The sequence below is a fragment of the Nonomuraea sp. NPDC004702 genome (assembly GCF_053601695.1).
In genome coordinates this window covers 1-12,049 of the sequence record NZ_JBSGCE010000066.1, presented here as the reverse complement: position 1 = coordinate 12,049, position 12,049 = coordinate 1, and the positions used below count along the sequence as shown (strand labels likewise).

Here is a 12,049-nt window from a genome sequence, read left to right as displayed (position 1 = left end):
CATGGCGCGCGTCGTCATCACCTCACCCACCGTCCCCAGCACGGCCGGCGTTGCCGTCACACCGGCCACGTTCACGGTGGACGGGATCGCGATCCCGTCCGGCGGCAAGCGGGCCCTCCGGGTCACGAACGGCAGTGGCGCGAGCGTCAACGTCACCGAGAAGTTCGGGCCGGCCGCCGCAGTAGACGGCGTCGCCCCCGCCGACCGGGTGGTCGCGGTTGCTGCCGGCGCAACGAAGTGGTTCGGGCCGTGGTCCGGCGCCTACACGCAGGACGACGGGTCCGTCTACATCGACATCTCGCTGCCCACATCGGTGACGTACGAGGTCGTCGAGATCACCCCGAAGTAGGGGTCCACGATCGTGCGGGCGGGCGAGGGCTGTGGAGGGTGTGCGCCCGCCCGCACACAACCAGCGAGGGAGGCGGCATGGCGTACGCCACCAGCAGCGATTACGCGACCTACACCGGCACCACTGCGCCGGACGGGATCGACCTCCTCCTGGCCCGCGCGTCGAGGCTCGTCGATCAGGTGCTCCTGTGCGCCGTCTATGACGTGGACGACGTCGATGTACAGGCTGCGCTGCGAGACGCCACGATCGAGCAGGCCGCAGCCTGGACAGCGTCCGGCATCGAGGACGGCACCGGCGCCGCCACTGAGTGGGCGAACGTCAGCATCGCCACCGTGTCCCTCGGCCGGGCCCAGAGCGGCGGGGCGGGTGGCGGAGGCTCGGCTGCCATCCGCCCCGCTCCCCAGACGCTAATGGTGCTGCAGCAGGCCGGACTGACCGGCCACCCGCCTTGGACGTACACCTGATGGGCACGCTCCCTGCCTGGCTGCTGCGCCACCAGGTGTACGTCGAAGCGCTTGAAGGCGAAGGACCGTACGGGCCGGAGTTCGCCGACCAGGTGGTCGAGCGGGGGTTCATCGCTGAGAAGCGCCGCTTGGTGCGGGACGCCGAAGGCGCTGAAGTCGTCTCGGAGACGACGGTGATCATGCGGCTCGATGCGATCTGCCCGGCCGGGAGCCGGGTGACCGTCAACGGCCGCACCACCTACGCGATCGTGTCCGCCCGCCAGGACGGCGGCGGTCTCCCGACCCCGGATCATCTGGAAGTCGCATGCCAGTGAGGAGGCTTCCATGGCGCAGCGCTCCGACCTGAAGCTCGACCTCGGGCCCATCGACAAAGCGATGGAAGCCGGCGCGGTGAAGGGCCTGAAGGTCGCCTTGGAGCACCTCCTGCAGAAGTCGCGGGAGGAAGTGCCGCACGAGGAAGGCACGCTCGAACGGTCCGGCACGGTCTCCGTGGACAAGGCGGAGCTGATCGGCGCAGTCTCCTTCGACACCCCGTACGCCGTCCGACAGCACGAGGACCTGTCCCTCCGTCACGACGAGGGACGGAAGGCGAAGTACCTGGAGGATCCGGCCGTCGCCGAGCGCGGTGTGATGGCCGAGCTGATCGCAGCCGAGATCCGGCGGATCCTCCGGTGAGCTGGACCACCAACATCCTCGCCGAGGTCGCCGAACGGCTCGCCGCTGCCGGCGCCGGCGTGTGGCGCCCGTCCGGGCCGCCGTACACCGCGGCGGAGACCGCCATCACCCTCGGCCGCCTCCCCACCTCGCCGGACCGAGCCATCGCCCTGGCCGCGTACGGCGTCGACCAGTTCGCCGACGACCCGGTCAACACCGACGGCACCCAAGGCGTCCAGCTGCGCATCCGAGGCACCACCGACCCGCGCGTGGTGGACGACATCGCCGACGCCTGCTTCGACGCCCTCCAGGGCTGGCAGCACCCGGCGGCCGGGATCCTCCTGTGCACCCGCCGGATCAACGCCCCGATGGGCGTGGACGGCAATCAGCGGTGGGAGCGGGCCGACTCCTACCACCTGCTCGTACACCGGCCCACCAGCAACCGCCCCGGATAAACCAGGGAGACCACATGACCACCCGTTCGCTCCTGGCCTCGGCCTGGGCCCTCGACGTCAACACCGGGACCTCCGGGTCACCGGTGTGGACCCCGCTCAAGGGCATGACCAGCTTCAAGGAAACCATCGACACCACCCTCGAAGACGACAGCGACTTCGACTCCGAGGGCTGGGGCAGTGACGAGACGACCCAGCGCAAATGGAAGCTGGAGACGGAGGGCAAGCGGAAGCGCGACGCCTCCAACGACGTGACCTTCGTCCCCGACCCCGGCCAGCAGTTCGTCCTGGAGGCCGGCAACCTGGTCGGTGTCGGCTCCGACATCGAGATCCGCTACTACCGCCGCGACGGCGCCCCTGACGCCTGGCAAGGCCGGGTCAACGTCCAGTACGGCGGCGGTGGCGGGGGCGTCACTGCGCTGGAGCCCTTCAACGTCACGTTCGGCGGCAAGGGCAAGCGGACTCCCATCACCAACCCCGCAGCCTGACAGGAGGGCAACCGAGCCATGCCCCGCTTCCCTGAACTCGACGCCTCCCTCGGCGAGAGCCTCGACCTGCCCGTGCCCCTCCCGAGCGGTCAAGTGAAGACCTACAGCGTGCCCCCCGTGGACGCCGAAACCTGGACCTGGATCTCCAAGCGGTTCACGACCAGCAACGACGACGATGAAGTCGACGACAAGTCGGAGATGACTCTCCACAAGCGGTGCCTCGGCCCCGTCTATGACGAGCTGGTCGCCGACAAGGCTGTGATGGATCAGATCCGCCGATGCGGTCTCACCGCGCTCGCCTGGCATGTCCAGGGCGAGGAGCAGGCGATGAAGGTGTGGGTAGGCGGCGTCCCAAAACGACGGTCGACGTCGGAGACGGACGAGCCGACGGAGACCCCGGCGGAGGACCCGTCGACCCAAACACCGGACTCCGAGAGTGGTACGACCCCGACCCGGATCAAGGCGCCGGGATCACGTGGGCGGACATCTTCGAACGCTGGAACCTCGTCGAGGCGGACCTCCACCAAACGTACGGGGTCGACCTCGGGCAGCCCGGCCTCCTGAAGCAGCGAACCGGCCATTGGCTGAGAGTCCGCGTAATCGGGCTCCTCTCCGAACCCCGCACCCGCCTCTTCCGCGCTCTCCGCGCCCGCGACGAAGAACAGGCCAGCACCGCACGCGCGGCCGACGTGTCCTTTGACGACTACGACTGATCAGGGGGTGATCGGTCGTGGCACTCACCGTCGGCGAGCTCGTCGCCTACGCCCAGCTCGACCGCAAGGACTTCCAGCGCGGTACCAAGGACATCGCCTCGGACATGCGGTCCCTGCAGTCGTCCACCACCAGCTCCATGCAGTCCATGGAGAGCACAGTCACCCGGTCGCTGAAGGAGATCGAGCAGGCTATCACCGATGGCCTCGACCCCGCCTCCGCGATCGCAGACCTGGACCGTCTCGAAGCCGCCCTGGACGCGTCCCTGGCCGACATGGACGCCGAGGCTGACCGGTTCGCCGCCGAACTCGACGCCGCCATCGAGGAGGCGTTCGCCGACCTTGACGACGTCGCCCGGCGCGGCGGACAGGACGCCGTGGATGGTCTCCGCGCGGGCCTGGACGGCGCCGACGACGTTGCCGAGCGGGCCGGCAAGGAGGCGGGCGAGAAGCTGACCGACGGCCTGGAGGACGGGCTGAAGGAGGTCCCTCGTAAGGCGCGTGAGCACGGCCGCAAGGCAGGCAAGGAGTTCGGCGACGGCGTCGAGGACGGCGGGGGCGGCAAGGGCGGCGGCGGCCGGATGGCCAACATCGGCTCCAACCTGCTCGGCGGCCTGAAGATGGGCGCGATCGGACTGGCAGCCGGCGCCGGTGCCGCGATCGGCGACAAGCTGATCGAGGGCATCCAGACGGCCCTGGAGCGTGCGGACCTGTTCGCCACCCTCGCCGTGCGCGTCGGAGCGTTCGGCAAGGAGTCAGAGCGTCTCGGCCGGATCGCCGGCGAGCTGTACGCGTCGGCGTACGGCGAAAGCCTCGAAGAGGTCACCAACGCGCTCGCCTCGGTGCTGCAGAACATGGACGGCGCGGGCAAGCTCGGCGACGACGCTCTCAAGAACATGACCGGCCGGGCGCTGACTGTCGGCAAGGTCATGGATGAGGACGTCGGCGGCGTCATCGCGGCCGTGTCCCAGATGCTGCGTACCGGCCTAGCGAAGAACGCCGAAGATGCCTTCGACATCCTCATCCGCGGCCAACAGGAAGGCGTCAACAAGAGCGACGACCTCCTCGACACCTTCGGCGAGTACTCCACGATCTTCCGCGACCTGGGCCTATCCGGCAAGGACGCTCTCGGCTTGCTGAGTCAAGGACTCAAGGCCGGTGCACGGGACTCCGACACCGTCGCTGACGCTCTGAAAGAGCTCGACATCCGGGTCAAGGACAAGAGCGCGGCGAAGGCGTTGAAGGAGCTCGGCCTCAACGCCGACGGCATGGCTTCGGCGTTCGCGAAGGGCGGCCCGAAGGCTCGCGAAGCGCTCGGCAAGATCCTGGAAAAGCTGGGGGCTGTCGAGGACCCGGCGAAGCGGTCCCAGCTCGCCGTCGCGTTGTTCGGCACCAAGGCCGAAGACATGGCCGGATCGATCAACGCCCTCAACCTGGAAAAGGCCAAGACGACCGTCGGGGACTTCAAGAACGCCGTCGACACCGCCAGCAAAACGCTCGGCGACACATCGGCCGCCGATGCTGACCGGTGGGCTCGCGGCTGGCAGGACACCCTCTCAACCGTGGGCGGGGCCGCCCTCGAAGTCATCAAGGCGAACTTCCCGTCCCCAGCGGATTGGGATGATAGCTGGGCAGAGGTGAGCGGCTGGTTCAGCGGCACCGTCGGCCCGTTCTTCTCCGAGCTGTGGACGTCCGTCTCGGACACCACGGCGGAGATATGGGACGGCATCGGTTCCTGGCTGAGCACGAAGGCTGGCGAGATCGCCGACTGGGCCGGGCAGGCCCCCGGGAAGATCAAGGATTTCTTCGTCTCGGGATGGAACGACCTCAAGGCCAATACGTCAGAGGCGTGGGAGAACATCAAGTCCGGGATCGCTGAGAAGGTGGACGCGATCGTCTCGTGGCTGCAGTCCGTGCCAGGCAAGGTACGGGACTTCTTCGTCTCCGGCTGGAACGACCTTAAGGCCAAGACCGTCGACGCCTGGGAGGGCATCAAGTCTGGCGCCACCAAGAAGGCCGGTGAGCTGGTCGCCTGGCTGAAGGACCTGCCAACCAAGATCAAGGGGTTCTTCGCTAACGTCGGCACCTGGCTACTCCAGGCCGGCAAGGACCTGGTACAGGGGCTTATCAACGGCGTCCAGTCGAAGATCCAAGACGCCGCCAATACCGTGACCGGGCTCGGCCGATCCCTGATCGATGCCGCGAAGAGGGCGATCGACTCCCACTCGCCGTCGAAGGAGTTCGAGAAGATCGGCAAGTGGACGGTTGAGGGCCTCATCCTCGGCATCACCAAGGAAGAAGGCAATGTCAAGTCGACCATCGAGAAGATGGTCGAGATGGTGAAGACGGCCTTCAAGTCGAAGCCTGACGTGGCCGACCATCTGCTCGACTTCATCAAGATGGGCAACAAGAATCTCGAAGACCTCGCGTTGCAGAGGGAAGCCCTGGTCAAACGGTTGGCGGAGGCGAAGGAGTACGCGAAGAAGGTCGCGGGCGACGCGAAGGAGTGGGCCAGCATCACCGGCCTGAAGACCGAAGACATTGCCGGAGCTGGTGACCTCGCCAACGAGCTGAAGTCGAAGGCGCACGCGATCAACGACTTCGCGAACAACATCAAGGAGCTGGCACGGCGTGGCCTGAACAAGGCCACCATCCAGCAGATCATCGACGCCGGCGTCGAGAAGGGCTCGACCTGGGCCGAGATGCTGGTCGGCTCGGACGGCTCCGAGATCAAGGCGTTGAACAAGGCGCAGGCCGCCGTCGACAAGGCCAGCAAGAAGCTCGGAAAAGCCTCGGCTGACGCGATGTTCGACACCGGCAAAAAGGCTGGTGAAGGCTACCTGAAGGGGCTGCAGGAGTCGCTGAAGGCGCTGGACAAGGAGATGAAGAAGATCGTCGACGCCTTGGTGAAGGCGATCAAGAAAGAGCTGAAGATCAAATCGCCCAGCCAGGTGATGGCGGACATCGGCCAGCAAACCATCGACGGGCTCGCCGTCGGCATGAGCGACGCCGCGTCCGGCGCCGTCGCCGCCATGCAGGACGTCGCCAACCAGGTCATCTCCAAGGCAGCAGGCAGCCTGGCCAGCTTCGGCATGGTCGGCGGCAGCCAGCCCGGTGCGGCGCCGATGGCCATGGTCAACGGCAAGGTCGGCGCGACCGCCGGCACCGGCCTGCAGGGGTACACACCTCAACCGGCCCAGCAGTCGGGTGGGGGCGGCGTGGTCGTCCAGGTCGACATGTCCGGCAGCACCATCCAGGAGAAGGCCGACATCCCCGAACTGGCGACGGAGATGGGCTACAAGGTCCTCGCCACCATCTGACCCTCTCGATTCATCCTCGACGGAAGGCGGTTCCCGCATGCCCGGAAACAGCAGTGGCGAGCTGACGTTCGCCGAGAAGATCCGAACGATTCAGGTGGCGACGGGCCGGTCCCGGCCGGTGCAGCGCGAGCGGCGCGACGACGCCGGCCGCATGGTCCGCACCGTCACCGAGCTGACCGAGTCCGGGTGCATCGCTACCACCCGCAACCGGACCTCGGAGCGGGGCGAGCACCAGGACGTGCACATCCAAGCCCCGCTCCTGGCCGCCAAGGGGGTGGTGACCCAGTGACCTCGCGCAGAATGGCCCGCGCCCTGCGCGCGGAAGCGGAGCTGCTGGAGGCGTGCGGCGACGAGCAGGAGGCCCTGGCCGCGGCCAAGGCGCTGTTCGAGGCAGACCCGACGGAAGAGACGCTCGCCGCGCGGCGTGCGGCGATGCAGCGGATGCGCCAGTTCCGCGGCTGGATCCGCGCGGTCGCCCGCATCAAGCAGCTGCGGCAGGAGCTCACCCGCGACCTTGAGGCCAGCGTGCGGGCCGCGATCGAGCTGGAGATCAAGCGCCTGGAGGCCGACTGGGGGCCGCTGATCGCCGACATCGAGGCGATGCAGTCCGCGCCGCCGCCCGGCCCCGGCGACGCGGCCGTCCATGTCCAGCCCGTGCGCGGCCGAGGCCGCACGATGCGTCCCGGGGGTGCCTGATGGCGTGGTCTGCGTCCGGCCTGTTCGTGGCCACCCACGTCGACCAGTGGGACGCCTCCAACCTGGGGATCAACCTGGACGCGGAGGACAGCAAGTTCGCTCTGTGGGGCAGTAGCGTCACGCCGAACTACACCTCGGACATGGCCTACGGCACCGCGCCGTGGAACGCCGGCGAATCCTCCGGGACCGGCTACACGGCGGGCGGCCCCACCCTGGCCAACACCACCATCACCGGAGCCTCCGGCAGCATGACGTTCGACGCCGACAACGTGCAGCTCAACAACAGCACGATCATCGCCGAGGGCGGCGTCCACTACTTCCCCACCAAGTCCAACCGGCTGTTCCTCGCCGTCTGGTTCGGCGCGCCGAAGGAAACCCAGGACGGCACGTTCCTGATCACGTGGCATGCCAGCGGTATCGCCGTGCTCGACTGCACCCCGTAGGAGGCTGCCATGGCTACCGGCTCAATCCCCCTCGCCATCGGCGCCGCCACCCTCCCGGACGGCAGCGCCTCCAACGCGGCCCCCGCCATCCAACGCGTCAAGTCGAGCGCGGCGGCGCCGACCCCGTACCTGATGCAGTTCGCGTTCGACGCGGCGACCCGTGAGCAGGTCATGTGGAACTTCCGCATGCCCTCCGACTACGGGTCCACGCCGGTACTGAAGGTGCAGTGCAAGACCAGCGCCACCAGCGGCAACACGATCTTCGAGGGCCGGATCGCGGCCGTCACCCCGGCCGACGCGATCGACGTCAACACCAAGGCGTTCGCCGCCGCCAACGCCTCCAGCGCGACGGCGGTCCCGGCCTCGGCCCGCCGCCTGTTCGAGATCAGCATCACCTTGACGAACGCCGACTCGCTGGCCGCCGGAGACTTCGTCGTCGTCTACCTCGCTCGCGCGGCCGACAACGCCTCCGACACGGTGGACGCCACCGACATCGAAGTCCTGGCGATCACGCTCGAATACACGACCGCGTAGGGGGTGAGCGGGCGTGGCGAGAACGTTCGACGGGACCGACGACACCATCGGGGCGGCGGTCACGGGGCTTTCCGCGCAAACGACGGCTGGATCCTTCGTGGCGGTGCTGCGCCGCAACAACAACAGCGCCCTGACGACCGCCATTTCCGCCTTCGCGACCGCCACTCGCGTCGTGGAACTCTCGATCGTCAACACCACGAACGTGCTCCGCCTGCGGAACGCCGCCGGCGGCGGCAGCAGCACGTTCACCGTCACCACCTCGGACGGGTGGGTACTGGTCGCTGCGACCAAAGCCGTCGGCACGACGACGCCGAGGATGCACAAGTACGTGTACTCCACCGGCGTGTGGACGCATGAGAACGGGTCAGCTTCGTTCGGTGACTCCGGACCGGGGATCACCACCTGGTTCATGGGCGACCGAGCCGACGCCGACCTGGCCGCGGTCGCCGCCTGGGACCGGGTGCTCACCGACTCCGAGATCGAGAACCTGGCCCACTCGCTGATGGCGTGGCCGACCTCGTCACCGGTCGGCATGTGGGTGCTCGACCAGGCCGACACCACGCAGACGGTGCCGGACTGGACGGGGCGGGGCGGCCAGCAGTCCAGCATCACCGGCACCGCCGTCGCCACGTCGAGCGCGCCGATCGGGTACGGCGCTCCGGTCCGGATCACCCCGCACACGTCGGTGCCTGCCAACGTCACCCCCGCCGCGGTGACAACGGCGTGGGCGGTCCCGGCCCCGGCCATCTCGCGCGGCCTGAACGCCAAACCGGGCGCGATCCTGGCGAGCTGGGGGTTGCCGATACCGGACATCTTCGTCGGGTCGTCGCCGCCGACGAACGTCCAGCCCAACCTGGTCGGTGCCTCTTGGACGCTGCCCGCGCCGACAATCGAGACCCACAAGAACGCCAACCTCACCCCGGTCCCGCTGGTCTTCCCGTGGACGCTGCCGGCGCCTGTGATCAGCGTGCCGGTCAATCCGGGCGACGACCTCGATGGGCCGGGCCAGATCTCCTACAACGGGTTCCGGATCGGGTCTGGCACCGTCTACCGGTTGAACAGCCTGGTCGGAGCCGACATCGACATGCCGGATTTGGACGATGGGGATGTCGACAACCCCGCCTCAGACGGGGCGATGCCCGGAGAGAAGTACAGTCTGCCGAGGCACATCATCTTCTCTGGCAAGGTTTCCGTCCCCCGCGACGAGATGCGGGCGGCGATGGAGGCGTGGCGGCAGGGCCTGCCCAAACCGCGCGCGGACGAACAACTGCCCATCGCGATGCAGATCCTGGACCGCATCTACATCGCCTACGGGGTGGCGATCCGCCGCACCCCGGGCGAGATCGACAAGAACTACCGGCTCGGCTTCACCAGCAAGCTCCTGGCCCAGTTCAAATGCTCTGACCCGCGCCTGTACTCGCGCGAGCTCGGGAACGCCACCATCATCGACGGCCAGACCGTCGAGGTCGCCAACTTCGGCAACGCCGACACGCCCAGGTTCGAGCTCCGCGCTCCGGGCCCTGCGACGACGCCGCTGTTCGAGATCGCGCAGACCCTGCCCGACGGGTCCTTGGACGTCAAGATCGTGGAGTTCAACCTCACCGTGCCCGCTGGCAAGCAGCTCGTGATCGACGTGTTCCTCGGCACCGCGACGATCGACGGCGCTTCCCAGATGCGCCACCTGACCGGCGCGTCGATCGGCGTCCCGGACTTCGTGCTCGGGCCCGGCTTTACCTCGCTCACCTACGAGACCGCGGGCGGCAGCGCACCGCCGGCGACCGCGCTATGGCGGCACGCCTGGCAGTAACAGGAAGGGGGTGAGCGCGATGGCGGCCACCCCGGGCACTCCGAAGACCGCTATTGGCCCGAACGGCGGTGCCTTCCAGGTCAACGCCCCGATCGGGATGACGCCGCGGCACGCGCTGTTGGCCTTTCTGACGGTGGACTCCGGTGGGATCGCCAACATCACCGGCGGTGGCACCTGGACCAGGCTCGGCCACGTCGAGGGCCCCACCACACACCTCAGCGCGGTGGACGTGTGGTGGCGGATGGCCACCGCCAACGAGCCGACCACCTACACGGTCACGCAAGGCTCCGGCGCTGACGGCGCCGTCGTCATCGTCCCCGTCGCCAACGCCGCCTCCACCCCGCCCCAGGTCGTGCCCTCGGCGCTGTTCAGCAACAGCGTGGCCATCCTCACCCCGGCCGCCACACCGGCCACCCCCTCCGGCGCGGAGATCCGGTTCGCCGCCGGCATCCCCAACCACGCGACGGTGAGCTGGTCAAATCCGCTCAGCTTCACCGAACTGGCCGACATCCAGTCCGCCGACAACGTCAGCGGGGCGGTGTGCTGGCGGCCTGTCACCTCCACCGCCGCTGTCGGCTCGGTCGCTCACATCGTGTCGGGCGCGACCCTCACGTACGGGGCGGGCCTGACGGTCATCGTCGCGTCCGGCGCAGAGCACGAGACACCGACCCCGCCGAGCTTCCCCGCCTTCACCCCGGCCAAGGGCACGACCCGCTGGCGGTACACCGTCCACGACCTGCTCACCGGCAGCTACTTTGGCGACATCTACCCGCGCGACCCGAGCCTTGACGACCGGATCGGCGAGCCGGGCCAGTTCTCCTGCCAGCTCCCGATGCCCAACCGCGGCATCGCCAAGCGGTACAACGAGATCTTCCCCGCCGACATCGCTGACTTGTCCGCAGGGCCCGGCCGGCTGGTGGTGCACCCGTGGCGCAACGGCACGTTGTATCCGATCTACTGGCTGCACACCGCCGTCACCGAGCAGACCGCCCGCCAAGGCGTCGTCATGTCGTTGCAGGGCTGCACCTTAGACGGCTACCTCGCGCAGGTGTGCCTCACGGAGGACTTCTTCGCCGGCGGTGACCAGTTGGCCGCCGCCCGCCAGCTCGTCTTGGACATGCAGTCGACGCCCGCCTCCAACATCGGCCTCACCCTCCAAGAGGGCACGTCCGGCGTGAACCGCGACCTCACAGGCAAGGTCGACGACCGCTACGGCGACCTGCTACAGAACTTCGCCCGGTCGGAGAACGGGTTCGAGTACGTCGTCAACAACCGGGTGAGCGGCGGACAGATCTTCCGCAACCTGGAGTTCGGCGCACCCCGCATCGACTTCCCCGACGTCCAGCACGTGTTCGTCCAAGCGCGGCAGGGCACCGGCGGGGATATCACCGGCTGGCGTGAGGAACGATCGGCGATGCGCGGCGGCACCCGGTGGGGCGTCGTCGGCGGCACACCCCAGACCGACGCCTCCACCACGGCGACCGCCGTACGGTCCACGCTGATCGAAACCCCGCACATCGCCGCGGGCTGGCCGATCGTTGACCGGCGCCTGCAGCACCCCACCCAGTCGACCGACCCGACGACGCTCACCCAGTTCGCCCGGTACTGGGCGGCGCGGGCGGCCGGCGCGGCGAGGGTGTTCTCCGCCGACGTCATCTTGGGCAAGGGCGCCACGCTCGGCCCCACCAGCCTGGGCGAGTACGTGCGGTTCATCCTCAACAACCCGCGCTACCCGATCACCGCCAACGGCGCCGCCTCGTTCAACCTGGCCCAGCGGCTGATCGGCTGGCAGATCATCCCCGCCCAGCGCCGGTCCGGCAAGGACCGGGCACGGCTCATCGGCGCGCAGGAGGCCATCGAATGAGCAACCGTTTCGACCCGCTCCCCACCGACGTCGGCCGGCTCATCCGCGAGCTAGAGAAGCGCGTCGAAGCCCTCGAAGCGAAGTCCGGCACCCGGCCGCCGATCACCGAGGCGTCCGCCGGGTGGACCATGCGCGGGATGGCCGCGCCCGACACCAGCGGTATGCCCGCGACGGATGGCCGCATCTACATCAAGGGCGGCAGGTTGACGTTCCGGCCGGGCGGCAACGGCTCGGAGGTACAGCTCAGGCCGCCGGTCACGATCGGCGA

The 12,049-nt window shown here is 68.5% G+C and carries 15 protein-coding genes; all 15 read left to right on the top strand.

What is annotated here, in order from left to right; translation table 11 throughout:
- The first annotated feature begins 1 nt into the window (after position 1).
- A complete protein-coding gene (locus tag ACWEJ6_RS44535; RefSeq protein WP_452431494.1) occupies positions 2-349 on the top strand; it encodes a hypothetical protein in 348 nt (115 codons plus the stop codon).
- Between the two features lie 77 nt (positions 350-426).
- On the top strand, positions 427-813 hold the full coding sequence (locus ACWEJ6_RS44530) for a hypothetical protein (RefSeq protein ID WP_452431493.1): 387 nt from the start codon (positions 427-429) through the stop codon (positions 811-813).
- Positions 813-1,127, top strand: a complete 315-nt coding sequence (locus tag ACWEJ6_RS44525) for a hypothetical protein (RefSeq protein ID WP_452431492.1) — start codon at positions 813-815, stop codon at positions 1,125-1,127. The genes ACWEJ6_RS44530 and ACWEJ6_RS44525 overlap by 1 nt, the downstream gene beginning before the upstream one ends.
- Before the next feature lie 10 nt (positions 1,128-1,137).
- Complete coding sequence (locus tag ACWEJ6_RS44520; protein ID WP_452431491.1) at positions 1,138-1,488, top strand: hypothetical protein; 351 nt, start codon at positions 1,138-1,140, stop codon at positions 1,486-1,488.
- Positions 1,485-1,922, top strand: a complete 438-nt coding sequence (locus ACWEJ6_RS44515; RefSeq protein WP_452431490.1) for a minor capsid protein — start codon at positions 1,485-1,487, stop codon at positions 1,920-1,922. The genes ACWEJ6_RS44520 and ACWEJ6_RS44515 overlap by 4 nt, the downstream gene beginning before the upstream one ends.
- A 14-nt stretch (positions 1,923-1,936) precedes the next feature.
- Positions 1,937-2,407 carry a phage tail tube protein gene (locus ACWEJ6_RS44510; protein WP_452431489.1) on the top strand — a complete coding sequence of 157 codons (471 nt, stop codon included), beginning with the start codon at positions 1,937-1,939 and terminating at the stop codon, positions 2,405-2,407.
- Between the two features lie 18 nt (positions 2,408-2,425).
- Entirely contained in the window at positions 2,426-2,971 is a 546-nt protein-coding gene (locus ACWEJ6_RS44505) for a DUF7426 family protein (protein WP_452431488.1), read from the top strand.
- A 166-nt stretch (positions 2,972-3,137) separates the two neighbouring features.
- On the top strand, positions 3,138-6,437 hold the full coding sequence (locus tag ACWEJ6_RS44500) for a phage tail tape measure protein (RefSeq protein ID WP_452431487.1): 3,300 nt from the start codon (positions 3,138-3,140) through the stop codon (positions 6,435-6,437).
- A gap of 37 nt (positions 6,438-6,474) precedes the next feature.
- Positions 6,475-6,726 (top strand): hypothetical protein, encoded by a 252-nt coding sequence (locus ACWEJ6_RS44495; protein ID WP_452431486.1) that lies wholly within the window; start codon positions 6,475-6,477, stop codon positions 6,724-6,726.
- Complete coding sequence (locus ACWEJ6_RS44490; RefSeq protein WP_452431485.1) at positions 6,723-7,133, top strand: hypothetical protein; 411 nt, start codon at positions 6,723-6,725, stop codon at positions 7,131-7,133. Before ACWEJ6_RS44495 ends, ACWEJ6_RS44490 begins: the two co-directional genes overlap by 4 nt.
- The gene (locus ACWEJ6_RS44485; RefSeq protein WP_452431484.1) at positions 7,133-7,576 is read left to right on the top strand and encodes a hypothetical protein; all 444 of its coding nucleotides are present in this window, start codon (positions 7,133-7,135) and stop codon (positions 7,574-7,576) included. The genes ACWEJ6_RS44490 and ACWEJ6_RS44485 overlap by 1 nt, the downstream gene beginning before the upstream one ends.
- A 9-nt stretch (positions 7,577-7,585) precedes the next feature.
- Positions 7,586-8,110 carry a hypothetical protein gene (locus tag ACWEJ6_RS44480; RefSeq protein ID WP_452431483.1) on the top strand — a complete coding sequence of 175 codons (525 nt, stop codon included), beginning with the start codon at positions 7,586-7,588 and terminating at the stop codon, positions 8,108-8,110.
- A 97-nt stretch (positions 8,111-8,207) separates the two neighbouring features.
- Positions 8,208-9,917 carry a hypothetical protein gene (locus ACWEJ6_RS44475; protein ID WP_452431482.1) on the top strand — a complete coding sequence of 570 codons (1,710 nt, stop codon included), beginning with the start codon at positions 8,208-8,210 and terminating at the stop codon, positions 9,915-9,917.
- 19 nt (positions 9,918-9,936) lie between these two features.
- Entirely contained in the window at positions 9,937-11,781 is a 1,845-nt protein-coding gene (locus ACWEJ6_RS44470; protein WP_452431481.1) for a hypothetical protein, read from the top strand.
- On the top strand, positions 11,778-12,049 hold a 272-nt coding region (locus ACWEJ6_RS44465), incomplete at its 3' end, for a hypothetical protein (RefSeq protein WP_452431480.1). The genes ACWEJ6_RS44470 and ACWEJ6_RS44465, both read left to right, overlap by 4 nt.